This window comes from Mesorhizobium sp. M1329 (genome assembly GCF_040318035.1).
Taxonomy (GTDB): Bacteria; Pseudomonadota; Alphaproteobacteria; order Rhizobiales; family Rhizobiaceae; genus Mesorhizobium.
The window spans coordinates 153,609-177,799 of the sequence record NZ_JAMYLN010000012.1; the positions used below are offsets into that span (position 1 = coordinate 153,609).

Annotated in this window: 22 protein-coding genes and 2 pseudogenes; 9 read left to right on the forward strand and 15 right to left on the reverse strand. The window is 63.1% G+C overall.

Annotation, left to right across the window (positions count from 1 at the left end; genetic code table 11):
* Position 1: 1 nt before the first annotated feature.
* Positions 2-1,642 (reverse strand): N,N-dimethylformamidase beta subunit family domain-containing protein, encoded by a 1,641-nt coding sequence (locus tag NKH21_RS15055; RefSeq protein WP_352865830.1) that lies wholly within the window; start codon positions 1,640-1,642, stop codon positions 2-4.
* A gap of 156 nt (positions 1,643-1,798) precedes the next feature.
* On the opposite strand from NKH21_RS15055, the gene NKH21_RS15060 reads away from it, so the two are divergent.
* The 5 genes from NKH21_RS15060 (at position 1,799) to NKH21_RS15080 (ending at position 4,560) form a co-directional block, all read left to right on the forward strand.
* Positions 1,799-2,047, forward strand: coding sequence for a ParB N-terminal domain-containing protein (locus NKH21_RS15060; RefSeq protein ID WP_023674751.1), 249 nt, complete (start codon positions 1,799-1,801; stop codon positions 2,045-2,047).
* Positions 2,048-2,169: 122 nt separating this feature from the next.
* Positions 2,170-2,655: an SRPBCC family protein gene (locus NKH21_RS15065; RefSeq protein WP_352865833.1), complete on the forward strand. Its 486-nt coding sequence runs from the start codon at positions 2,170-2,172 to the stop codon at positions 2,653-2,655.
* A 24-nt stretch (positions 2,656-2,679) separates the two neighbouring features.
* Positions 2,680-3,636, forward strand: coding sequence for an alpha/beta fold hydrolase (locus NKH21_RS15070; RefSeq protein WP_352865835.1), 957 nt, complete (start codon positions 2,680-2,682; stop codon positions 3,634-3,636).
* A 194-nt stretch (positions 3,637-3,830) separates the two neighbouring features.
* The gene (locus NKH21_RS15075; RefSeq protein ID WP_352865837.1) at positions 3,831-4,229 is read left to right on the forward strand and encodes a GFA family protein; all 399 of its coding nucleotides are present in this window, start codon (positions 3,831-3,833) and stop codon (positions 4,227-4,229) included.
* Positions 4,230-4,347: 118 nt separating this feature from the next.
* Entirely contained in the window at positions 4,348-4,560 is a 213-nt protein-coding gene (locus NKH21_RS15080; protein WP_023717422.1) for a hypothetical protein, read from the forward strand.
* 13 nt (positions 4,561-4,573) lie between these two features.
* On the opposite strand, the gene NKH21_RS15085 is transcribed toward NKH21_RS15080, so the two are convergent.
* The gene (locus tag NKH21_RS15085) at positions 4,574-5,488 is read right to left on the reverse strand and encodes a hypothetical protein (protein ID WP_352865839.1); all 915 of its coding nucleotides are present in this window, start codon (positions 5,486-5,488) and stop codon (positions 4,574-4,576) included.
* Between the two features lie 256 nt (positions 5,489-5,744).
* Between NKH21_RS15085 and NKH21_RS32810 the strand changes: the two are divergent.
* From NKH21_RS32810 to NKH21_RS15095, 3 genes and pseudogenes are all read left to right on the forward strand, one after another.
* Positions 5,745-5,885: pseudogene (locus NKH21_RS32810) on the forward strand (glycoside hydrolase family 25 protein); the annotation flags it as partial.
* Positions 5,886-5,972: 87 nt separating this feature from the next.
* A pseudogene (locus NKH21_RS15090) lies at positions 5,973-6,764 on the forward strand (glycoside hydrolase family 25 protein); the annotation flags it as partial.
* 742 nt (positions 6,765-7,506) lie between these two features.
* On the forward strand, positions 7,507-8,517 hold the full coding sequence (locus NKH21_RS15095; protein WP_352865843.1) for an MBL fold metallo-hydrolase: 1,011 nt from the start codon (positions 7,507-7,509) through the stop codon (positions 8,515-8,517).
* Positions 8,518-8,697: 180 nt separating this feature from the next.
* Here NKH21_RS15095 and NKH21_RS15100 read toward each other — a convergent pair whose 3' ends face one another.
* From NKH21_RS15100 to NKH21_RS15120, 5 genes are all read right to left on the reverse strand, one after another.
* Positions 8,698-12,462 carry a vitamin B12-dependent ribonucleotide reductase gene (locus NKH21_RS15100; protein WP_352865846.1) on the reverse strand — a complete coding sequence of 1,255 codons (3,765 nt, stop codon included), beginning with the start codon at positions 12,460-12,462 and terminating at the stop codon, positions 8,698-8,700.
* A 624-nt stretch (positions 12,463-13,086) separates the two neighbouring features.
* The gene (locus NKH21_RS15105) at positions 13,087-13,575 is read right to left on the reverse strand and encodes an NUDIX hydrolase (RefSeq protein WP_352865849.1); all 489 of its coding nucleotides are present in this window, start codon (positions 13,573-13,575) and stop codon (positions 13,087-13,089) included.
* 220 nt (positions 13,576-13,795) lie between these two features.
* Positions 13,796-14,296: a xanthine phosphoribosyltransferase gene (gene gpt, locus NKH21_RS15110; RefSeq protein WP_023674762.1), complete on the reverse strand. Its 501-nt coding sequence runs from the start codon at positions 14,294-14,296 to the stop codon at positions 13,796-13,798.
* Positions 14,297-14,510: 214 nt separating this feature from the next.
* On the reverse strand, positions 14,511-15,344 hold the full coding sequence (locus NKH21_RS15115; protein ID WP_352865852.1) for a universal stress protein: 834 nt from the start codon (positions 15,342-15,344) through the stop codon (positions 14,511-14,513).
* 77 nt (positions 15,345-15,421) lie between these two features.
* Positions 15,422-16,171: a competence/damage-inducible protein A gene (locus NKH21_RS15120; protein ID WP_352865855.1), complete on the reverse strand. Its 750-nt coding sequence runs from the start codon at positions 16,169-16,171 to the stop codon at positions 15,422-15,424.
* Positions 16,172-16,320: 149 nt separating this feature from the next.
* Between NKH21_RS15120 and NKH21_RS15125 the strand changes: the two genes are divergently transcribed.
* Positions 16,321-17,307 (forward strand): alpha/beta fold hydrolase, encoded by a 987-nt coding sequence (locus tag NKH21_RS15125; RefSeq protein ID WP_352865858.1) that lies wholly within the window; start codon positions 16,321-16,323, stop codon positions 17,305-17,307.
* A gap of 38 nt (positions 17,308-17,345) precedes the next feature.
* On the opposite strand, the gene NKH21_RS15130 is transcribed toward NKH21_RS15125, so the two are convergent.
* The 8 genes from NKH21_RS15130 to NKH21_RS15165 form a co-directional block, all read right to left on the reverse strand.
* Positions 17,346-18,239 (reverse strand): carbohydrate ABC transporter permease, encoded by an 894-nt coding sequence (locus tag NKH21_RS15130; RefSeq protein ID WP_352865860.1) that lies wholly within the window; start codon positions 18,237-18,239, stop codon positions 17,346-17,348.
* A gap of 1 nt (position 18,240) precedes the next feature.
* Positions 18,241-19,092, reverse strand: coding sequence for a carbohydrate ABC transporter permease (locus tag NKH21_RS15135; RefSeq protein ID WP_376705884.1), 852 nt, complete (start codon positions 19,090-19,092; stop codon positions 18,241-18,243).
* 187 nt (positions 19,093-19,279) lie between these two features.
* The gene (locus tag NKH21_RS15140) at positions 19,280-20,605 is read right to left on the reverse strand and encodes an ABC transporter substrate-binding protein (protein WP_352865863.1); all 1,326 of its coding nucleotides are present in this window, start codon (positions 20,603-20,605) and stop codon (positions 19,280-19,282) included.
* Between the two features lie 33 nt (positions 20,606-20,638).
* Positions 20,639-21,724 (reverse strand): ABC transporter ATP-binding protein, encoded by a 1,086-nt coding sequence (locus NKH21_RS15145; protein WP_352865866.1) that lies wholly within the window; start codon positions 21,722-21,724, stop codon positions 20,639-20,641.
* Positions 21,725-21,888: 164 nt separating this feature from the next.
* Positions 21,889-22,128 carry a DUF2188 domain-containing protein gene (locus tag NKH21_RS15150; RefSeq protein WP_023674770.1) on the reverse strand — a complete coding sequence of 80 codons (240 nt, stop codon included), beginning with the start codon at positions 22,126-22,128 and terminating at the stop codon, positions 21,889-21,891.
* A gap of 28 nt (positions 22,129-22,156) precedes the next feature.
* Positions 22,157-22,450 carry a DUF982 domain-containing protein gene (locus tag NKH21_RS15155; protein WP_352662432.1) on the reverse strand — a complete coding sequence of 98 codons (294 nt, stop codon included), beginning with the start codon at positions 22,448-22,450 and terminating at the stop codon, positions 22,157-22,159.
* A gap of 62 nt (positions 22,451-22,512) precedes the next feature.
* A complete protein-coding gene (locus NKH21_RS15160) occupies positions 22,513-22,830 on the reverse strand; it encodes an SH3 domain-containing protein (RefSeq protein WP_352865870.1) in 318 nt (105 codons plus the stop codon).
* A 107-nt stretch (positions 22,831-22,937) separates the two neighbouring features.
* Positions 22,938-24,041 (reverse strand): NADH:flavin oxidoreductase/NADH oxidase, encoded by a 1,104-nt coding sequence (locus NKH21_RS15165; protein WP_352865873.1) that lies wholly within the window; start codon positions 24,039-24,041, stop codon positions 22,938-22,940.
* Positions 24,042-24,191 lie beyond the last annotated feature (150 nt).

Consider the following 24,191-nt stretch of genomic DNA (forward strand, 5'->3'; position numbering starts at 1 on the left):
GTCATGACTTTCCGAGATAGCGGTCGAGGACATTTTTGGTAACACGCTCGACCATCGCATCCTGCCTTAGCAGGCCGGCAACCCATTCGCAGCTTCCAGCGTGAAACACCTCGCCCTTGCCGCGCGGGAAATTGACGATCATGCCGTTGCCGCGTTTGACCTTGTCGAGATTGGCGTCGCTTGCCTCGCCAAACAGCGTCTCGGCGGTGAAGCGTCCATCCTCGTCGCCGAGGAACTGGTCCTCGAACGGAATGTCGGCACTTTCCTCGACCTGGGCAGCCATGCCGACCGCGAGCACCTGCAGGCCGTCCAGTGCGCCGCTGTCCGGCGTGGGGTAGGGTAGCCCGCCGCGGATCTCGAAGTCGAGCCCGTCGACCTCGTAACCATAGACATGGCTGTCGGCGCCGAGCAGGTCGCCATAGTAGATGCCGGTACCGGCAAACGCCCAATGCTCCGGCCGGTAGACCGGAAAGCCGCGCACGCCGCGCGGCGCGCAGCCGCCCCAGCCGGCATAGACGCCTCGTGTCGCGTTGAGGCCGAAGGTCGCCGCACCCGGCCGGCCGATTTCCGGCGCTTCCCAGGAATTGGTGGCGCGCCTTATATCGCCGCCGCGATAGGCCGGGTCCTCGGCGCGGGCGCGGTATTTGTAGCAGACCTGCCGGCGGCCTTCGTCCTCCAGCCTGGTCTGCCACATGAAATTGCCGGCAAAGCGCGCCGCATGACCGCCGCGCTCGACATAGCTGTCGACCGCATCGCGCATTTCCCAGGTCCAATATTCGTCGTGGCCGACGAAGACGACGCAGTCGTAGCCGTCGAGGATGTCGGGCGAAAAATGCAGATCGTGCTGGCTGGCGAGATCGACGGCGTAGCCGGCACGCTCGGCGAAGCGGAAGAAATGGCTATCGTAGCTTGCCCAGCCTGACGAGGCGTATTTCTTCGAATGGCCGGTGGCAAAGGCCCATTCCATATGCGGATAGCGCGGCACGGCTTTCGGCGGCACCGCGACTTCGAGCGGCACCCGCGGCGCGTCCTTGGGCAGCACGACGAAGCCGCGGCACCACGGCCGTTGCGTCGACACCATTCGTGCATACTGGTCACGGCCTGGCCCGGTGATGCCTTCATAATGGTTGGAACCGCCCCATGTATTATAGGCGAGCCAGGTGCCGGTGGCCGCCACCTGCAGCACGCGGCCGGGCTTCTTGCCGGGCTGCGGCGCGACGATGAAAAGATGATGGCCGCGGATCGGCTTGCCGTCGCGACCGTCCGCTTCAAGCGTGACGCGATAGGCGCCGGACGGCCAATCGTCGCCGATGCGAAACTCGAACGACGCTTGCCAGCCGCAGCCTTCGACCGAACATTGGTCCGGCGTATCTTGCCAGCGCGCCGCGATACCGGCCTCCTCGAACATTGTCGCTTCCGCGCCGCCGTCGCGGATGATCGCGACGCCGAAACTGGCGGCCGTCGAGCTGACATGCAGCGCCACCATCTCGCCAGGGCGATAGGAAAGACGGTCGCTGTAGCACCAGATTTCGCCGCGCCCGCCATCCATACCGGGCCATTCCCAGTAATGGCTGCGCACCGCCTCGCGTCGCTGCTCCGGCGTCAGTCCGAAATCGGGAAACTCGGTCGGCAGATGGTTCATGGACACCGCTAAGGTCGAAGGCCGCCATTTCGGCCATCGGGCGGCCAAGCGTCAATTGGAAACGATCGGGCCAGCCATTGCCGGGCCGCTCCCTTGGCCTTGCCGGCCAAACAGACTATCTCACAAAGGGCGGCGTTGTCCGCCACGGGAGCCGATATGCTGAGAGTGCAAAAGGTCAGGGTCAATGACATCTACGTGCCGACCGCGCGCAAGAAGACGCTGCATCCCGAGACCGTCCGCCATCTAGCCGAGGACATTCTGGAAAACGGCATGAAGATGCCGATCCAGGTGCGCCATGACGGCAAGCGCCACATCCTGGTCGAAGGGTTGCATCGGCTGGAAGCGGCCAAGTGGCTCGGCGAGACCGAGATTGACGCCTATCTGGTGCAAGCCAAGCGCCACTGAAGCCACTTTATTTCGCTCGTTCGAATCGCCGGTCCCGCGGATTTTTTCACGGACCGTGTCGGCTTGCGTCTTGTCGGTTCGTCCTAGACACGAAAGCCAAAACCGACATGTGAGGAAACATCATGACCACCAGGCTCGACATCGCCCCCAACTCGGACCGCGAGCTGGTTCTCGCGCGCATCATCAATGCGCCGCGCGAGAACGTCTATCGCTGCTGGACCGAGCCGAAGCTGTTGACGCAATGGTTCGCGCCGAAGCCGTGGACGACGCCGCGCGCGGAGATGGACGTTCGCGCCGGCGGCACCAGCCTGGTCGTCATGGCCGGTCCCGACGGCAACGAGTTTGCGAACCCCGGTGTCTTCCTCGAAGTCGTGCCGGGCAGGAAGCTCGTGTTCACCGATGCCTATACAAAAGCGTGGGAGCCTTCGGCCAAACCGTTCATGACCGGGATTGTGACACTCGAGGACGAGGGCACGGGCAAGACCCGCTACATCGCCCGGGTTGCGCATTGGTCGGTCGCCGACCGCGAACAGCACGAGAAAATGGGTTTTCACGAGGGCTGGGGCCTGTGCGCCGAACAGCTCGAGGAGGTCGCAAAGCGACTTTGATGCAAACGGGAGAGGGAGACTGATATGTCCAGATCGATATTTTTTGCCATTTTCGCCTCGGCCGCCGCGTTCTTTGCCGCGCCGGGCACCATCAACGCAGAGGAGGCCAAGCCCGCCATGACGACCGCAACCGCAACACTGCCGACGCCGGAAAAATCCGGCCTGCTGCCGATCAACGGCCTGAACTATTATTACGCCGTCTATGGCAAGGGCGAGCCGCTGCTTCTGCTGCATGGCGGTCTCGGCACGACCGACATGTTCGCGCCGATCCTGCCGAAGCTTACCGAAAACCGCACCGTCATCGGCGTCGACCTGCAGGGCCATGGCCGTACCGCGCTCGGCGACCGGCCCCTCAGCCTGGAGGCGATGGGCGACGACATGGCGGCGATCGTCAAGGCGCTCGGCTACGACAAGGTCGACGTCATGGGTTATTCGCTGGGTGGCGGCGTCGCCTTCCGCATGGCCGTCCAGCATCCCGAAACGGTGCGCCGCCTCGTGCTGGTCTCGACCGGCTACGCCGCGGATGGCTTCTATGCCGAGATGCGTGGCCAGCAGGCACAGGTCGGCGCGGCGATGGCCGACATGATGAAGGACACGCCGATGTACAAATCCTACGTCGCGGTTGCGCCGCATCCGGAGGATTTTCCGAAACTGCTGGACCAGCTCGGCGCCTATATGCGCAAGGACTACGACTATTCGGCCGACGTGCCGAAGCTAAAAATGCCGGTGATGCTGGTGTTCGGCGACAGCGACATGTACCGGCCCGAGCACGAGATCAAGTTCTATCAGATGCTTGGCGGCGGGTTGAAGGACGCCGGCTGGATGCGCGAGAACCTGTCGCAAAACCGCCTGGCGATCCTGCCGAACCGCACCCATTACGACGTGTTCTTCGCGCCGGAACTGACAGCTGCCGCGCTGCCGTTCCTCAATGGCGAGACCAAGGTCAAGACCTGGGACGAGGTCGTCAACGAAACGAACTGACGCCCAATCAATTGTCTGCCGGCCATCTCCCGCGAGATGGCCGGCATTTCGTCGATGAGGCCTTGGCGCGGCGCATCGAGTCAATCGCCCATCAGCCGCATCACAGCTATAGATGGCGCCATCAAAGCTTTTCAATTGACGGTGCCACGCCTATCGATAGGTATCGCCTATCCTCCAGGGAAGGGACGCGGGCGATGGGAATATATCAGGGTGGATGTTTGTGCGGTGCGGTGCGCTACCGTGCCGAGGCGGCACCGATCAATGAGCGCGTCTGCCATTGCCGGCTCTGCCAGAAGGCGCTGGGTGCCGCCTTCAACGCGCGCGTGCTGTTCCGCATCGACGATGTGACGGTCGACGGACCGCTGGCGACGGTGAATTCCTCGCCCGATCTCAAGCGCGGCTTTTGTCCCCGCTGCGGCACGACGATGTTTTCCCGGCGCGATTCCGCCGGCATCATCGGCGTCACCACCGGTTCGCTCGATGATCCCAGCGTGTTCAGGCCTGAGATGCATATCTGGACCGCCTCGAAGCAGCCCTGGGTGCAGATCGACGACGGCCTGCCGCAATATGAAGGCGCGCCACCTCCGGCTTGAGGTGAAATCTGGACAAAATTTAATCCGAAGCGACACGAGATAGCCGGCAAAGCGTCATTGGCGGGCCATCATTGCTGCCTATCTATTGCGTGCGGGCAGCAGTCGAGGAGGCGACGGAATGAACGACAGCATCAACACCCTGGACGAGCTCTTGAGCGATCCGATGATCAAGCTGGTGATGGAGCGCGACCGCGTGCAGCCGGCAGAACTTCGCACGCTGCTCGAGGAAAAGGTCCGCCGGGCCGACGATGATGTGGCGGTCAACGATCGTTTTGTACCGCCGGCCCACCTGATGGCCACGACCTGCCACAAGCTGTGGCTGTGCGGCTAGGGTCTTGAAGCGGTCAGCCGGAATTTGCCGGCAAATAGCTGTAATGGCTGCGGAAATAAGCGAGCCTGAAGCCGAGGCGCGCATAGTTGCGATACGCCGGCCCGTTTCGTTCGGCGTGCGGCGCCTCGATGTCGGCCACGAACAGTTTTGCACCGGCCGCAAGTCCGTCGCGCACCATCGCTTCGCCGAGCATTGCATCGAGGTCGAAGCTCGGCGCCATGATGCCGGGAACCGGCGCGTCGATGCCGCTCCAGGCCACGCCGTCGGCACCGATGAACATCGAGCGCACCGCCGCCACCGCGCCTTCCCGCCGCAGCATGTAATGATACCAGCCGCGCCGGCCGGCCAGCGCCAGCAACCACGGTGAAGTCGGCAACCGATATTGGCTGTCGATGAACCCCGCCCATTCCCTTGCCGTTGCCGGCGTCACCCGCTCGACCGAGACGTTCTCAGTCGGGAAAAGCGGCTCCGCTGGCAATGGCGTGGCGTCGCGAAAGATGCGTTCCCAGCCGCCCTGACGCTGCAGGCCGCGCGCCTCGAGCCAGCAGCTGAGCGTCGCGGGCTCGGTGTGTGGATTGGTGTAGAACCAGGGCCGCAGAATGCCGGCGTCGCGATAATGCGTCAGAAGCGCATCGAGCCGGCTCTCGGTGGCCGCGCTCTCGACGCCGAAATTCTTGACGCAGTTGAAATGGATGAACGGGATCGTCGTGCAGGTGGCCCAGACGAGATCGCCATCTTCGGCGATGGCTAAGCCTTGCCTTGCGGCAAAGTCTGCCGGGGCGGCGCGATAGAGATCGAGCCAGGCCTTGACCTCGGCGCGTTCGATGGTGCGGCTGAGATCGCCAGATATCTCGTCGATCCCGATGGCGGGCGAGTGTGGCTCCGGCGGGGCTACGGGCTGCAATTCTGACAGGGCGGCGGGCTGCATCACTTCCTCCCAAGTACGGGCCTTACACTGTAAGATTAGTGAAGACTAATCTCATGCCGTGAGTTGTCAAGCGGCATTGCGAGGCAGCGACGTGGCCGAACGTTTGGGGATAGCGCACCTCCGGACCAGCGTCCCGATGCAAAGCCCTAACAATTCGATTCAAACTTTGTTGGTAGTTTCTTGTTAGGAATCCAGCTTGGTTTGTCCGGCGGCGTTGTCCTGCCTTCGGTCTGTTGTGTTTTGCGTACAGGTCCAGATGCGGATATCAGGCGTCGTCATCTTTTCGATCGCAGCGCTGTGCCTTGCCGGCTGCACGTCGACCTCCGGCGTCGATGCGCTGCAAGTGCCGTCCAGCGAGACCACCAGCTCGGTTGTGCGGCCGCCAGCGCCGATTGCATCGCCGGCGATTGCCGACGCCGCGCCAGCCTTCGCCGACCAGGAGCAGGACGAACAGCCGGTCGCGATGGACGTACCCGACCAGGGCGTCGAACCGCCGGCCGAGGTGATCGCGCTGGTGTCGCCGCCGAAGCGGCTGACACGCGCAGCACCGGCGATGCTTGCCGAGCCGGTCACGCGCTATGGTTTTCGCGACGCCAAGCCGATCAATTTCGGCAAGTCCTCCTCGCCAAGGCGCCTTGCCGTCCATGGCGTCGACGTTTCGCGCTGGCAGGGCAATGTGAACTGGCAAAAGCTGCGCGCCCAGGGCGCCAACTTCGCCTACATCAAGGCGACCGACGGCGGCGATCATCTCGACCCGATGTTTGCCAGGAACTGGCGCAATGCCGACGCCGCCGGCCTTAAGCGCGGCGCCTATCATTTCTTCTACTGGTGCCGCACCGCCGGCGAGCAGGCCGACTGGTTCATCCGCAATGTGCCGCGGGTCGAGGGCGCGCTGCCGCCGGTGATCGACGTCGAGTGGAACGGCGAATCCAGCTGCAAGCGCCGCCCCTCGCGGCAAAAGGTGCTGGAAAAAATGCAGGTGTTCATGGACAAGCTCGAGCGCCACTACGGCCAGCGCCCGATCATCTACACCGCGCCCGACTTCTACCGCGACAACCTGCGCGGCGCCTTCCCGGATTATCCATTCTGGCTGCGCGCGGTGGCCGCGCATCCGTCAAAGGTCTATCCCGACCGCAAATGGCTGTTCTGGCAATATTCCGGTTCCGGCCTGTCGCACGGGGTGAGGGGCCGCATCGACCTCAACGTCTTCCACGGCGACGAGAAGAGCTGGCGCGACTGGGTCGGTGGCCGGCAGATGGTGGCCGAGGCGGAGTAGCACATCGGTCGAGTGCTTGGTTTCCACCGTCGGCGTCCGCCGCGTGGGGCACGGCATGGATCCTAGGGTCTCCGCAACGTCGCTTCGCTCCTGCTCCGCCCTAGGATGACGAAAGGGACGTTCCCGCTACTACCGGCCTTGGCGATTGGCCTTCGGCCTCCGTGTCTTCGTCATCCTAGGGCGGAGCGAACGCGAAGCGGAACGCAGACCCTGGGATCCAGGCCGTGCCGTCGAAGCGAAACGCGCGGTGATAGCTACCAGCCCTGGTTCGGCTGACGGCTCTACGCCTCTACATATTCCGCCAGGCTGACACCTTTGGGCACATGCAGTCCATCCGCACGCAAGCCTTCGATATGAAAGCGTCCGGAATGCTCGAGGATGCTGTTCAGTGTTCCTGGCGCAACCTCTTCGGTTGGAAATGTCATTATGGCCAGCGGCCGATCATCTACACCGACGTAGTTGAACGGCAGCTCCTCCTGAGATCTTTCCTGCTCTAAAGAGCACATCGTCGCGGATATCGAGGACGGCTTCGAGTCAACGCTGAGCGCGGGGCGCGGTTCGGTGGGCGAGAGCGTCTACTCCCTCATGCCAGCGTCTTCACCACCAAATCCTCGCTGGGGTCCACTGAGAGCACAGGCTGACCCATCCTCAGGTGTAGCTCGATAGCCGACACGCTTCCCCATAGGGTCCCCGACGTGGCTCGTGACCGACACGTCTCGATCACGCAAAACAGGAGCGCATCATGTCGCAGGTAGAAACAAAAACCCGCACGACTGGTCAGCAGGAGACAAACATGAGCTTGGACAACATTTCACACCCCTCGATCCAGCACTGCGCCGACAGCCTGAACGCCAAGCACAGCAACGGTAGACCGGAGCCCGAATTGGTTCCGTCGCGCTACGCGCTGCAGGTCGGCGACATCGACGTGCTGGTGGTCAGCGATGGAGTGCTGCCGATACCAGCCCCGGTTATGGCATACAACGTCGACCCGGCCCTCCGGGCGGCCTGGCTGGACGACATGTTCCTGCCGCCGGACGTGCTCGAGTGGCCGCTGAACGTGGTCGTCGTACGCAGCGGCGACCGGACCATACTGGTGGACGCCGGGCTGGGGATGGACCCGGACTTGCACTTGCCGAGGGCCGGGCGGTTGGTCTCGCGACTGGAGGCCGCCGGCATCGATCTCGCATCAGTCACCGACGTGGTGCTTACCCACATGCACATGGACCATATCGGCGGGCTACTCATCGACGGGGTGAAGGACCGGCTGCGTCCGGATCTGCGGATTCACGTGGCGGCCGCCGAGCTCAAGTTCTGGGAGTCGCCCGATTTCTCCCACGTCTCCATGCCAACGGGGTTCCCGGATGCGCTGCGGCGGGCGGCCAAGCGGTTCGTGAACGACTACCACAGCCAGTTGCGGCCGTTTGAGACGGAGCACGAGGTGGCGCCGGGGGTGGTCGTCACGCTCACCGGCGGCCACACCCCTGGGCACAGCGTGGTCCGCCTGGCGTCCGGCGGCGATCGGCTGACCTTCGCCGGCGACGCCGTGTTCCAGGTCGGGTTCGACCAACCCGACTGGCACAACGGCTTCGAACACGACCCCGAGGAGGCGGCCCGCGTCCGGATCAATCTTTTGCGGGAGCTGGCGGCGACCCGCGAGCCGCTGGTGGCCACTCACCTGCCGTTCCCGTCTATCTGCCATGTGGCGGTGGACGGCGATGTCTTTCGTTGCGTGCCGGCTGTCTGGGACTACTGACCCGCTTATTGGGTTAGGGCCGAGCACAGCGTTTGAACGACCGCACGAGCAACGTCGCGAGCTTTGAGTAGCTAGGCATCGGGCGTGCCTGATCGGGTGGTGGCAATTTGCTTGCTTTGGCCGTTAGAGGTGGGTTGCCGTCAACCCACCTCCAAGCGATCAACTTGCCTATCAGCTGTCTCAGCTACACCCGCTCGTAGCCCCACAAGTATCGCACTTCTCGCAAGTCCCGTTCCGCACCATCGTGAAATTGTGGCATTCCGAGCATTCGTTGCCGGTGTAGCCCTGCATCAACGATTGCTGGCGCCGGTTGGCGGCAAGGGCTTTTGCTTCGGCTGCTTCTTTGGCGGCCTCGTCGGTGAACAGCTCCGTCGGGTCGGACGCTTCCGCGTAGACGATGTCCTCGACCAGTTCCCTGGCGCGCTCCTCGTAGTCGCGCTTGTAGGCGATGGCCTCGTCGCTGGCCGGCTTTAGCGTCAGCACGTTGGAGCCGGAGAAGGCGGTCGGGGCGGTACGGGCTGGAGTTCCGGAGCCCGAACCGGCAAAGCCTTTCGGCTCGGCGCCCATGCCCGACACCAGCTTGACCGGCGAGGCACCGCGGGTCAGGCCCTTGGAGAAGGGCGTCGCCTTGCCTTCGTTGATGCCGCGCCCGAGTGCGGTCTTGTCGAAGTCCGACTGGTCGACATGGGCGAGGTCGTGGCGGCCGAGATAGGAGACGGCCAGTTCGCGGAACACATAGTCGAGGATCGATGTGGCGTTCTTGATGGCGTCGTTGCCCTGCACCATGCCGGCCGGCTCGAATTTGGTGAAGGTGAAGGCTTCGACGAATTCCTCGAGCGGCACGCCGTATTGCAGGCCGAGCGAGATGGCGATGGCGAAGTTGTTCATCATCGCCCGGAAGGCGGCACCTTCCTTGTGCATGTCGATGAAGATCTCGCCGATACGGCCGTCATCGAATTCGCCGGTCCTGAGATAGACCTTGTGGCCGCCGACGACCGCCTTCTGGGTATAGCCCTTGCGGCGGTTCGGCAGTTTCTCGCGGTCGCGGTAGAGGCGTTCGACGACGCGCTCGACGATCTTTTCGGTCACCTGTACGGCGCGCTGTGCCGCCGGCGCCGCGATCAGCTGCTCGACCGCTTCGTCCTCGTCGTCCTCGCTATCGGCGAGCAGCGAGGCATTGAGCGGCTGGGAGAGCTTCGAGCCGTCGCGATAGAGCGCGTTGGCCTTCAGCGCCAGCTTCCACGACAGCATGTAGGCGCCCTTGGCGTCTTCCACCGTCGCGTCGTTCGGCATGTTGATGGTCTTGGAAATGGCGCCGGAGATGAAGGGCTGTGCCGCCGCCATCATCATGATGTGGCTGTTGATCGACAGCGAACGCTTGCCGATCTTGCCGCACGGGCTGGCGCAGTCGAACACCGGCAGGTGTTCGACCTTCAGGAACGGCGCGCCTTCCAGCGTCATCGCCCCGCAGACATGGATGTTGGCGGCCTCTATGTCCTTCTTCGAGAAGCCCAGCGCCGGCAGCATCTCGAACGAGAAATCATTGAGCTGCTCGTCGGTGAAGCCGAACGTCTCCTTCACCCAGTCGGCGCCCAGCGTCCACTGGTTGAAGACGAACTTGATATCGAACGCCGATTTCAACGCCGCATTGAGCGCGGCGATCTTTTCGTCGGTAAAGCCTTTTGCCTTGAGCGAGCCGGGGTTGATGCCCGGCGCCTGGTTGAGATTGCCATGGCCGACCGCATAGGCCTCGATCTCGGCGATCTGGCTCTCGGAATAGCCAAGCGTGCGCAGCGCTTCGGGCACCGCACGGTTGATGATCTTGAAATAGCCGCCGCCCGCGAGCTTCTTGAATTTTACCAGCGCGAAGTCGGGCTCGATGCCGGTGGTGTCGCAATCCATGACCAGGCCGATCGTGCCGGTCGGCGCGATCACTGTTGCCTGCGCATTGCGGTAGCCATGCTCCTCGCCGAGCTCGATGGCGCGGTCCCAGGCGGCCTTGGCATGGTCGGCAAGTTCCTGCTGCTTGAGATCCGAGGCGACCAGCGGCACCGGGTTGACGGCGAGCTTCTCGTAGCCATCCCTTTCGCCATAGGCAGCGCGGCGATGGTTGCGCATGACACGCAGCATGTTCTGCGCATTGCGGTCGTAGTCGGGGAAGGCGCCGAGCTCGGCGGCCATTTCAGCCGAGGTGGCATAGGCGGTGCCGGTCATGATCGCGGTGAGGGCGGCGCAGATGGCGCGGCCCTCGTCGGAATCATAGGGAATGCCCGAGGTCATCAGCAGGCCGCCGATATTGGCGTAGCCGAGGCCGAGCGTGCGGTACTCGTAGGAAAGCTTGGCGATCTCCTTCGACGGGAACTGCGCCATCATGACGGAGATTTCCAGCACCATGGTCCACAGCCGTACCGTGTGCTCGTAGGCTGATATGTCGATCGTGCCGTCCGCGTTGCGGTAGGGCAGGAGGTTGATCGACGCGAGATTGCAGGCGGTGTCGTCGAGGAACATGTATTCCGAGCACGGGTTGGACGCCCGGATCGCACCGGCCGAGGCGCAGGTGTGCCAGTCGTTCATCGTCGTGTTGAAATGCAGGCCTGGATCGGCCGATGCCCACGCGGCATAGCCGATCTTTTCCCAGAGATCGCGTGCCTTCAGCGTCTTCAGCACCTTGCCGTCCTTGCGGGCGGTGAGATGCCAGTCGCCGTCCTGCTCGACGGCGCGCAGGAAATCGTCCTTCAGCGACACCGAATTGTTGGAGTTCTGGCCCGAAACGGTGAGATAGGCGTCGGAATCCCAGTCGGTGTCGTAGGTCTTGAACGACATCGAGGTATAGCCCTGCTTGGCGAACTGGATGACGCGGTAGATATAGTTCTCCGGCACCGCGTCCTTCTTGGCCGCCTTGATCTCGCGCTTCAGCGCGGTGTTGACCGCCGGATCGAAGCAATCGTCGCCATTGCCTTCGCAGTTGATGCAGGCCTTCATGATCGCTTCGAGGTGCTTCTTGACGATCTTCGAGCCGGTTACCAGCGAGGCGACCTTCTGCTCCTCATTGACCTTCCAGTCGATGAATTCCTCGATATCGGGATGGTCGGCGTCGACGATGACCATTTTCGCCGCGCGACGCGTCGTGCCGCCCGATTTGATGGCGCCCGCCGCGCGGTCGCCGATCTTGAGGAAGCTCATCAGCCCCGACGAGCGGCCGCCGCCCGACAGCTTTTCGCCTTCGCCGCGCAGGAACGAGAAGTTGGAGCCCGTGCCGGAGCCGTATTTGAACAGGCGCGCCTCACGCACCCACAGGTCCATGATGCCGCCTTCATTGACGAGGTCGTCCTGCACGCCCTGGATGAAGCAGGCATGCGGCTGCGGATGCTCGTAGGAGGACTTCGACTTGGTCAGCTTGCCGGTGAACGGGTCGACATAGAAATGGCCCTGGCTCGGACCGTCGATGCCATAGGCCCAGTGCAGGCCGGTGTTGAACCATTGCGGCGAATTCGGCGCGACGCGCTGGGTGGCCAGCATATAGGCGAGCTCGTCGCGGAAGGCGCGCGCGTCTTCCTCCGACTTGAAGTAGCCGCCCTTCCAGCCCCAATAGGTCCAGGTGCCGGCAAGCCGGTCGAAGACCTGGCGGGCGTCGGTCTCGGAACCGTAGCGCTCGGCTTCCGGCAGCTTTGCCAGTTCAGCTTCGTCGGCGACCGAGCGCCACAGGAAGGAGGGGACTTGCGTCTCCTCGACCTTCTTCAGCCGTGCCGGGACGCCCGCCTTGCGGAAATATTTCTGCGCCAGGATATCGGCGGCAACCTGGGAGAACTGCGCCGGCACGTCGATGTTGTCCAAGCGGAACACCACCGACCCATCCGGATTCTTGATCTCCGAAAGCGCCTTGCGGAATTCGATCTCCGCATAGGCAGATTGTCCCTGCTTGGTGAAACGACGCTCGATGCGCATTGGTCCGGTCCCTTTTGTCTACATATAGCGCTTTTCCCAGAGGATTTCTGCCCTCTTGACGAAACGCGCATGTCCGCCGTCTGCCGGCGCTCGAAAACCGCCGGCTCTCATCGTCACAGTCTCCGCCGCCCTGCCGGTCGAACCTCTTGCGAGGCCGCTGTCCAACGCGCTCACGGACCCTGTGGGTCCCTCAAAACTGAAAACTTTTTGTAACACCCTCGGTCGAGGGAACTTCACATTATCTAGCGTCGAACCTACCTGCAAACACTAAATATAGTATTAACAGACAATTTATTCAAGTCCGACAATCCTCCCTTTCGCCCCAAAAGAGCTTCAAAATTCCACGCCTTCGCCGGCCTCGTGAACAGGCGGGAATGCGGTTCAAAACGCACATATTCCGGGAAAAAGACCGGCCTCGAAACTTTTCCGGTCGCACTCTCAACAGGAGCGCATGGCCTATAAAAGGCGACTCGTTTTGCGGCGTCAAGGATTCGTTTGCGTAGCTTTTATGACCCCAACATCTTGTGTGTCACATATGTGGATAACGGGGATAGAAACGGAGCGCAGCGAGGGAGGTTCGCCTCCGCATAGCGGCACCTGATCGCGGCTATGCGCGGCTCGGGCTCAGGAGAACCGGCGTGGATCGGCGCAGAAATGGGCGATGATCTGGCAAAGGTCCGGTTCATGCACCATGCCCACAGCCTCGGCGGCGCTGACCCACTTGCGGGTGCGTGCCCGCTTTTCCTTCCATCGGTCGGCGACCTTGTCGACCTGCAGCGGGAACACCAGCACCTCGCACGGCACTTCCTCGCCGGAATCCAGCACCTTGGCATAGAAATAGCGGCCGGCCTCGTGATGCGAGATCGTGCCGCGCAGCCCGGCCTCTTCGCCGGCTTCGCGCGCCGCCGCCTCGCAAAGCGGCTCCTTTGCTTCCGGCCAGCCCTTGGGAAGCACCCAGCGGCCGGTGTCGCGGCTGGTGATCAGCATGATTTCGACGCCGTCGCCGCTATCGCGCCAGGGCAGGGCGGCAACCTGCAGGCGGGACGGCACCGTGCCGAAGAGTCGCCGGACCCTTTCGGCCAGATGGTTATGCGTCGTTGGCCTTGTCAACATCGGAGAAGCTTGCCCCAGCTTCCAGAATCGTTTGCCGTCTTACGAATCTTACGGCTAATCATGAGCAATAAAAGTAAAAAATCTTTCATGGACCAACGAAATTGCGCCAATTTACGTCGGTCTCGCCCAAATGGCGCGGCCGCGCGAGCATCACGCAGGCATTTGTCGGTCGCGGATGGTGCCTTGGGCGACCGGCTGCAATGAGCGGCGTTGCCGCGAATCAGCCGGCGTGGTCGTCGGCGATCGGCTTTTGGTAGGTGAAGCCCATGTCCCAAGGGAAATAGATCCAGGTGTCCTGGCTGACCTCGGTAACGAAAGTGTCGACCATCGGTCTGCCTTTTGGCTTGGCATAGACGGTGGCGAAATGCGCCTTGGGCATCATCGCGCGCACGATGCCCGCCGTCTTGCCGGTGTCGGTGAGGTCGTCGATGATCAGCACGCCGGCGCCGTCATCGGCGAGCAGCGCCGGCGTGACCTCCTTCAGCACCTGCAATTGCCCCTGGCTGGTATAATCATGGTAGGAGGCGACGCAGACCGTCTCGATGATGCGGATGCCAAGCTCGCGCGAAATGATGGCGGCCGGAACCAGGCCGCCGCGCGTGATGCAGACGATCGCCTTCCATTGCCCCTTGTTGGCGCCGGCAAGCCGCCAGGCGAGCGCGCGCGCGTCGCGGTGGAACTGGTCCCAGGAGACCGGGAAGGCTTTTTCGGGCAGGGACATCTTTCGCGCACTCCGCAAAGCGCGCATCGCGCGCAGACACTATGGAATGCGCGCGGAATTAACTGGAAAGGCTTGGCCTTGGCAAGGGGAGTGGCAAAGCTATCCCTGTGAACCTAAAGCCTGTTCCATCCCGACATGATCGGGATGGGGCTCTATTCTTTTTTCTTGAGCATGATCTTTCCGAAAACCGGATTCCACTTTTCGGGATCATGCTCTACCGCGACAGGAAAGCCGCCACCGGGGCGGTGCGCAGCACCGTCCGCGTCACCCCGCCGAACAGCAGCTGGCGCAGCCAGGAATGGCTGTAGGCGCCGAGCACGAGCAGGTCCGCACCCGACTCGGCGACCCTGGTCTGGATGATGTCGTCGACCGAGGCGCCGCCTGACCTCAGCACCGAGACGCTGACGGTCGCGCCGTGCCTGGACAGCGAGGCGGCGATCTCTGCGCCGGCCGTTTCCGGCGCCTCGTCGAGCGTATCCGGCGGATCGATGACGACGATGTCCGTCTTCTCGGCCTCGATGATGAAGGGCAGGGCGTCGAAGGCCGCGCGCGCGGCTTCCTTGCTGCCGTTCCAGGCGAGCAGCACATGCTTGAAGCTGGTGACGAGGGGACCCAAATGCGGCACCACCAGCACCGGCCGGCCGGCATCGTAGACCAGCGTGTCGACGTCGGCGCTCGGATCGCTGCCCGATTCGCGCTGGGCGGCGATGATCAGGTCCGCGGTGCGAACGGTCGAGATGCCGGTCAGCGCACTGTCGCCGGAAAAACTCTCGAGGCTGCGCCACTCGAACGACAGGCCGGAATTCTCGATGCGCTTGTAAAAGGCGGCCTGCAACTTCTCGGCGCGCTCCCGGTTCATGTCGGCGGAAACCTGCAGGAACTCGGTGTCCGGAAAGCCGGTGGCCGAGGTGTAGGGCACGGGCAGCGCCTCGGCATGAATGCCGATTAGATGGCTCTGGAATCGGCTGGCCAGCGGGATCGCGCAGTCGAGGACGCGCTCGGCATCCTGTTCATTCTGCAATATGGCAACGATGGTCTTGAAGCGCATGGCAATCCCTCAGTTTTACGGCGATCCCACTCGTGACAAACGTCACTGCGCGATGCTGGTTCCGTCAGGCCGGCCGATCAACCCACTCTGCTTGCCCTGATCAAGCTCGCCACCATAGCCTCTACGTCGGCGCGTGCCGAGTCCAGCGCCGGCTGGCTGCGGGCCCGCACCACCAGTTCCGTCCAGAATTTGCCGTCGCCATATTTCGGGTAGGAGCCGATGATCGTGTCCGGATGCGCCTTCTGGATGTCGCCCAGCGGCCCGCCGATCAGGCCTTCGCCGAACGGGCATTCCACGGTTGCCGACAGCATTTTGGTGCCGGCCCGCAATGTCGGCACGACATTGTCGAGCATCGCCTGGAAAATCGCCGGCACGCCGGCCATGACATGGACGTTGCCGATGCGAAAGCCCGGCGCAACCGACACCGGATTGTCGATGTGGTCTGCCCCGCGCGGCATCCGCGCCATGCGCTTGCGCGCTTCGGTGTATTCGATGCCGCGGGCTGCATAGCTTGCTTCCAGCAGGGCGTAGGCCCTGGCGTCGTATTCGCATGGCACGCCAAAGGCCTTGGCAACCGAATCGGCGGTGATGTCGTCATGCGTCGGGCCGATGCCGCCGGTGGTGAAGACATAAGTATAGCGGGTGCGCAGCGCATTCACCGCAGCGACGATCTCGTCTTCCTCGTCCGCAACGATGCGCACTTCCTTCAGGTCGATGCCGATCGCGGTCATGATGTCGGCGAGGTGGCCGATGTTCTTGTCCTTGGTGCGGCCGGACAGAATCTCGTCGCCGATGACGAGCATGGCGGCGGTGACGATTTCGGTCATGACTAGCTCCGGCAAACGGGTCGCCTGAGATAGCGCGGCGGACGGCCGGCGGCAATGCCGCCAAACGACGGATCCACCTGTGCCACCTCCCTTGCAGTGGACCCTTCGGCGGGTGATGCTGCGTGCCGGTTTGGAGCCATGAGCAAGACATGCCGGTCTCGATTCTTCTATGGCTGCCCGGCGCGCTGCTTCTGCTGGCGCTCGTCGTGGCAGCCTATCCGATACTGGCGACGCGGCGGATCGCGGCGAAGGCCGAAAGGCTGGTGCCGGCCAGCGGGAAATTCATCGAGGTCGACGGCAATCGCATCCATTATGTCGAGACGGGCGAGGGGCGGCCGATCGTCTTCCTACACGGGCTTGGCGCGCAGCTTCATCAATTCGGCCACACGCTGTTCGGACGGTTCGGCCCGAATTATCGGCTGATCGCGCTCGACCGTCCGGGTTCCGGCTATTCGGTGCGGGCCAGCGGCGCCAGCGGACGGCTGCCCGAGCAGGCCGAGATCGTGCGGCGCTTTATCGAGGCGCTTGGGCTGGAAAAGCCTCTGGTCGTCGGCCATTCGCTGGGTGGCGCCATCGCGCTGACGCTGGCTGTCGAGTGTCCAGAGGCGATTTCCGGTATCGCCTTGCTGGCACCGCTGACCCATCTGGAGCCGGAGGTGCGCGAGAAGTTCGGCCCGCTATACGTCAGGTCGCCGCTGCGGCGGCGGATCATGGCGCATACGGTGGCGATCCCGGCGGCTCTCAAATATGCCGAAGCGACGCTTGCCTTCATTTTCGCGCCGCAGACCGCGCCGGCCGACTATATGGTCGAGGGCGGCGGCTGGTGCGGGCTGAGGCCAAGCCATTTCTATGCAACCTCGACCGACGTCGCGGCCATCGAGCACGACCTTGGCCGCATCGAACAACGCTATGGTGAGATCGCCATGCCAGCCGGCATTCTGTTTGGTGCTTCCGACATCGTCCTGGGGATCGATATCCATGGCTGGCCGCTGATGGAAAAGATCAGCGGGCTCGATTTCGAGCCGGTCGAGGGGCTTGGCCACATGCCACAATTCGTCGAGCCGGAACGGGTCGTCGCTTTCATCGAACGCATTGCCGACCGCGCATTTGCGCCGAAGTCCGACACTAGCAGCTGACACCCTCCGGGAAGCTCACGCATTCCTGACCATGCCGCCTATTCCTTCACGGCTCCGGTCATCGAGGAAACATAGTGCTCGACAAAGAACGAATAGAGCACCACGACCGGCAATGAACCGATCAGCGCTCCCGCCATCAGCGCCCCCCATTCATAGACATCCGAGCGCACCAGCTCGGTGAGCACGCCGACCGGCACGGTCTTGTTTTCGGACGACTGGATGAAGGTCAAGGCGTAGATGAACTCGTTCCATGACAGGGTGAATGCGAAGATGCCGGCGGAAATCAGCCCCGGCACCGACAGCGGCAGCACGATCTTGGTGAGGATCTGCCAGCGGCTCGCGCCGTCGATCAGCGCGCATTCTTCCAACTCGAACGGGATCGAGCGGAAGTAACCCATCAGCAGCCATGTGCAGAACGGGATCAGGAAGGTCGGATAGGTGAGGATGAGCGCGAACGGCGTGTCGTAAAGCCCAAGGTTGAACACCATCACCGACAGCGGAATGAACAGGATCGAGGGCGGTACGAGATAGGCGAGGAACACCGCGAGGCCGACCTGCCGCGCCCCGGAGAACCGCAAGCGTTCGATCGCATAGGCGGCGAACACCGCAGCCAGCAGCGAGAGCACAGTGGCAGCGGTCGAGATGATGATCGTGTTGAGCAGCCAGCCTGGATAGGATGTCTCGAAAAGAAGATAGTGGATATGCTCGAGCGTCGGATGCACCACCCAGAACGGATTGAAATTGGCGTAGTCGGTCATCTCGAGGTTGGGCTTAACCGCTGTGATCGTCATCCAGTAGAACGGAAACAACAGCACGATGACGAATATCAGCAGCGGCAGGTAGACCGTCACCACGCGGCGCGGCAAACTCTGCAGGTAGCCCATACCGCCTTCGTCGAGTTCCGGGCGTTTGCTCGTTTCGATCGCGGTCATGTCAATCTCCGCCGCCCTGCTGCCATTTGCGGCGCTGTAGGCCAAAATAGCTGAACAGGATCGCCGCCAGCAGGAACGGGATCATGGCGACTGCGATCGCGGCGCCCTCGCCAAGCTGGCCTCCGGAAATGCCGCGCTGGAACGACAGCGTCGCCATCAGATGGGTGGCGTTGACCGGCCCGCCGCGCGTCAGCACATAGATCAGCTGGAAATCGGTGAAGGTGAACAGCACCGAAAACGTCATGGTGATGGCGATGATCGGCGTCAGCAGCGGCAGCGTCACGTAACGGAACAATTGCCAGCGGCTGGCGCCGTCGAGCGTGGCGGCCTCGTAGAGCGACTGCGGAATCGTCTGCAGGCCGGCAAGCAGCGTGATCGCCACGAAAGGAATGCCGCGCCAGACATTGGCGGCGATGACCGAAGCCCGCGCATTCTCCGGGTCGCCGAGGAAATTGATGCGATGGTCGATCAGGCCCATTTCCATAAGTGCCCAGGACAGGATCGAGAACTGCGAATCGTAGATCCACCAGAAGGCGATCGCCGACAGCACCGTCGGCACCACCCAGGGCAGCAGGACGATCGCGCGGAAGAACGATTTGAACGGCAGATTCTGGTTGAGGATAAGCGCCAGCCAGAGGCCGAGCGCAAACTTCAGGATCGAGGCGCTGATCGTGTAGAGCAAGGTGTTGAAGACGGAGAGCCAGAAGACGGCGTCGTCCCACAGATATTCGTAGTTCTCAATGCCGATGAAGATGCCGGGGCGGCCGATGCGGGCATCGGTGAAGCCGAGCCAGACGCCGAGCCCGAGCGGATAGGTCAGGAAGACCAGCAGCAGTGCCGCCGCCGGCAGCATGAAGCCGAAGCCAAGCGCGTTATGACTTTCAGACACGAACGTCAAAATGCGCGACAGCGTCGACCGGCGTGGCTGAGCGGCAGCGGAGGTCACGGCCATGGGTCGGCTCCTCTAAGGTCTCATTGATCGGCCAGGCGGCCATGCGCGATTCGAAGCCGGGCAGCATGGCTGCCCGGCTGAATCCGGCTCAAACGCGATAGTAGCGGTTTGCGCGCTTCTCGGCTTCTTCCATCGCTTCTTGCGGCGTCGCCTGGCCGGTCACCGCCTTTGCGAACATGTCGACCAGCACATAGTCGGCCATGGTCGCCGCCGAGGCATAGCCGAGCGGGCCGGCATAGCCGTTGGGCCGCAGCGTCGCCGAGGCCTTGGCATAGGCGGCATTGTTAGGATCGGCCGTCCACACCGGGTTATTGTCGAAGGCTTTGAGCGTCTGGCAGCAATAGCCCGCCGAGGACGTGATCCACTTGGCCATTTGCGGTTCCTCGAACATGAACTGCAGGTAGGCCTTGGCGGCGTTGGGGTAGGGTGTGTAGTCGAAGATCACGGCCGTGGTCACCTGGAACAGCTCGACGGATTTCCCGACCGGGCCGATCGGCAGGTTGGTCGTGCGGATGTCCTTGGCCATCTCGGCCAGTTTCGGATCCTTGTCCTTGTTGACCTTGGCGGTGTTGTAGGCCGAAATGCCGTTGGCGATGACGCTCAATTCGCCGGCTAGGAAGGCGCGGTTGTTGTTGACGTCGAGCCAGCTTTCGGTACCGGGAATGAAGGTCTTGTAGAGCTCCTGCGCGTATTCGATCGCCTTCAGCGTCTCGGGGCTGTTGATCGTCACCTTGCTGCTCTCGTCGACCATTTTGCCGCCGTGGCTCCACAGCAGCCAGTGGGCGTAGTTGTTGCCGTCGCCGACGCCGTGGCCGTGCGTGAAGCCGGCCGGATGGCCCTTCGCCTGCAACGCCTTGCAAAGTTCGAGCAAGCCTGCCGTGTCCTTCGGAAATTCGGAGAAGCCGGCCTCCTTCACCCAGCTTTCGCGATAGACGATGGCATTGCCGATGGTCGCCAGCGGCAGGCCGAGGAACTTGCCTTGCCGCGTCGCATATTGGTGCGGTCCATCGTGCCAACCGTCATATTTCGAGCCGAGATATTCGCCCAGTTCCGTCACGTCGTGCAGCTTGTCGGGATATTGGTGCGGGTCGTCGAACCAGACGAACATCAGGTCCGGGCCCGAGCCGACATTGGCGGCGACCGCCGCCTTGGGACGGATGTCCTCCCAGCTTTCCTTGTCGACGCGGACCTCGACGCCGGTCGCTTCGGTGAAGCGCTTGGTGTTGGCCAGCCATTGATCCTCGTCGCCCTGCACGAAAGGCGACCAGCGCAGCAGCCTGAGCTTGGCGCCGTCCTCGGGCTTGTATTTCAACCCCTCCTGGGCAAAGGCGGGAGAACCGATGAGCCGGCTTCCCAAGGCTCCCGCCGCCACGCCGGCGGTGGTGCGGATCACGTCGCGTCTGCTGAATTTCATGCTCGCTTCCTCCTGCTTATTGTCCTTGCCGTCCTACTGCTCGATGGGTGTTTCGAACCGCTGTCCGGTTTTGCCGTGAAAGAGATGGATGAGGCCAGGCTCGGCCGTAAGCCGGATGGTTTCGCCCGGCGTGAAGGAATGGCGTTCCCGGAAATTGGCGACGATCTCCTCGCCGCCGGCGGTGCGGCCGATGAGCTGCACTTCGGACCCTGTCGGCTCGACCACCACGACGGTGACCGGAATGCCCTGATGGTCGGACAGCCGTAAATGCTCGGGCCGTATTCCCAGCACGACCGGCTCACCATTGCCGATGGAAAGTGCCGAGGCCAACGGGACCGAAATTCCGCCGGCGCCGCGAAACGACGGCGAGCCGTCGGTTACGATCTCGCCCCTGAGCATGTTCATGGCGGGCGAGCCGATGAAGCTGGCGACAAAAAGGTTGTTCGGCCGGTCGTAGAGTTCGAGCGGCGGCCCGATCTGCTCGACGATTCCGTCATGCATGACGACGATCTTGTCGGCCATGGTCATCGCCTCGATCTGGTCGTGGGTGACGTAGACCGTCGTCGTTTTCAGGCGCTGGTGCAGTTCCTTGATCTCGGCGCGCATCTGCACCCGGAGCTTAGCATCGAGATTGGACAGCGGCTCGTCGAACAGGAAGACCTGCGGATCGCGCACGATCGCCCGGCCCATGGCGACGCGCTGGCGCTGGCCGCCGGAAAGCTGGCGCGGATAGCGGTCGAGCAGCGGCACCAGTCCCAGGATCTCGGCCGCACGCCGCACGCCGGCATCGCTCTCCGTCTTGGGAACGCCCTTGAGCATCAGCGAAAACGCCATGTTCTCGGCGACCGTCATATGCGGGTAGAGCGCATAGTTCTGGAAGACCATGGCGACGTCGCGCTCCTTTGGCGCAACGTTGTTGACGACACGTTTGCCGATCGCAATCTGGCCGCGCGAGATCTTTTCCAGGCCGGCGATCATTCTGAGAAGGGTCGACTTTCCGCAACCCGAAGGACCGACCAGCGTGACGAACTCGCCGTCGTTTATATCGACGCTGACCCCGTGCAGGACCTCGACGTTCCCGAATGATTTGTAGACATCGCCGATTGCGACAGACGCCATCGATCTCCTCCCGATTGATTCCTGCAACGACTTCGAAGGAAACCGCTTTCCTGCCTGGCCCGCGACAGCGCCCAGGCTCCTCCCTGGTCACGCGCGATGTGAGACGGTAGCGCTACCAAACCGACCTGTAAAGCACGCCGGCATCACTGGGATATCGATACACCCTAATCCGAAACCTCGGTCTGCGGCCGATCGCGGCCGTCGGCGAGCTCGTCGTGCCATTTGCCGTCGGCGTCCTCGTACTGGATGCCGTCGGTGTTGCCGGCGACCTGCTGTTCGGCGGAAGCGATCTCGGCGGCGCGCAACGCGTCCTGATGGGTCGGGAACGTTTCGGAGAATGTCGAGCCGACCTTGTAGGCCCAGCCTCCGTCATGCTCGACGATCTTGTAGGTCAGTTTCGCCATGAAACCCTCCGGTTGAAAGCCCGTTGCCTCAATGCAGCCTGTCGTCGGCCAGTCTGTCGTCTGGCAGCCTGTCGTCTGCGACCAGCACGTCCGATTCCCTGGCGGCTTCGATCAGTGCCCGGCGCGCATCCGCCGTCGAACGATAACCTTCCAGCACTTTTAGGCAAGTGTCGAGGGCATCACGATGACGGGGCCCGCGATTGAGCGGCCAGATCGTCATCAGGCACTCCGCCGCCTCCTGGGCGCTGCGGATGTGGCGATACTTGCCGACATGGCCGAGTTCGACCACGACCGGCTTTTCAAATGGCTTGCTGTCCATCATCGCCGCCAACGCGGAGCGGCCGATTTGGTTGCAACTGCTATTTTAGCTCAGGCGAAAATAGCTCAATAGCCGCAGTCATTGCGCAGCCAGCGCGCATTCGCCCAGCCGGTGCGGCCGCCGAAATCGACCTGGTACCAGTTTCCGCGGCGGTCGAAGATCTCGGTTTGGTCGCCGTTGAACAATTGCCCGATCATGCGTGACGACGAGTTCGGTCGGGCTCGAACGGCGAGAAAGCCGCTTCCCGTTGCCAGATTGTAGTGCCTGGAAAGTCCGTGCACCGTACCTTCGCAATATTGCGCCCCGGCCGTCGTCGATGCGCCGAACGACAGCCCGGCCAAAACCGCGGCGGCGGCCGCAATGGAAATCCCCCTGAACGACATGTCTCTGCTCCCCCCAACCCGCCGCGCCCAGCCGCGGCCGGCCACTCTACACCGGCAGTGGATCAATGCGAAGCTGTGCTGGCCCGTCCAGCGAGACGAACCCGGCGTCAGTTCGCCGCCTTCATCCAGTGCTGCATCGTCGTCACCGAGCGGGCAAGCTGCGGCGCCGGGTGGATTTTTTCGCCGAAGGTGGCCGCGGCGCGCCAGCCCCAGCGCGGATCGGCAAGGAAGGCGCGCGCCAGCGCCACCATGTCGGCGCGGCCGTCGGCAACGATCGCCTCGGCCTGTTTCGGATCGTCGATAAGGCCGACGGCCCGCGTCGGGATGCCGACGGCCTTGCGCACCGCTTCGGCCAGATGCACCTGGTAACCGGGCCCGGACGGCAACTTCTGCAACGGCGAATTGCCGCCGCTCGAGCAGCAGAGATAGGCGACGCCGGCTTCCTTCAGCGCTTTTGCCACTTCGATCGCATCCTCGACCTCGAAGCCGCCATCGACCCATTCCTTGATCGACAGACGCGCGCCCAGCATCAGCCTGGGCACTGCCTTCTTCACCGCCTTGGCGATCTCGACGGCGAAACGCATGCGGTTTTCCAGTGAGCCGCCCCAGCGGTCGGTGCGCCGGTTGGAGAGCGGCGACAGGAACTGGAAGATCAGATAGCCATGCGCGGCATGCAACTCGATGAAGTCGAAGCCGGCCCGCTCGGCCCGCCGGGCCGCTTCGGCGAAGCGTTCGATGATTTGCAGGATCTCGGCGTCCTCCAGCGCCCGCGGCACCTGCCAGCCGGTGTCGTAGGCGATCGCCGAGGCCGACACGATCGGCCACGGGTCCTGATCGGCGCTTAGCGGGCCGCCGCCCTCCCAGGGTTCGCGGTTGGAGGCCTTGCGGCCGGCATGGGCAAGCTGCGTGCCGAATTTCGTGCCCGGTGCGGCGACACGCTTGGCTGCATCCAGGGTGCGCCGGGCGGCCGCCTCGTTGTCCTCGGAATAGAGGCCGAGGCAGCCGTGCGAGATGCGGCCGCGCCGCTCGACATCGGTCATTTCGACGGTGACCATGCCGGCGCCCGACATCGCCAGGTTCATCCAGTGATAAAGGTGCCAATCGCTGGCCGAGCCGTCCTCGGCCGAATACTGGCACATCGGCGCGACGGCGATGCGGTTGGGGAAGGTGAGGCCGTCGAGGGTGATCGGCTGGAAAAGCGATGAGGTCATAAAAAACTCCGCGAAGGGTTGCCGCTATTTATGCAGCCGATTGTGCCAGCGCCAGACACGAGACGGTGAACCGGTGCTCTGGACCAATAGCTGGCCGGATTGCACGAACGGGCGTCCGCGGCTACGCCTTGCCGCGGCAGCAGGGAGTCC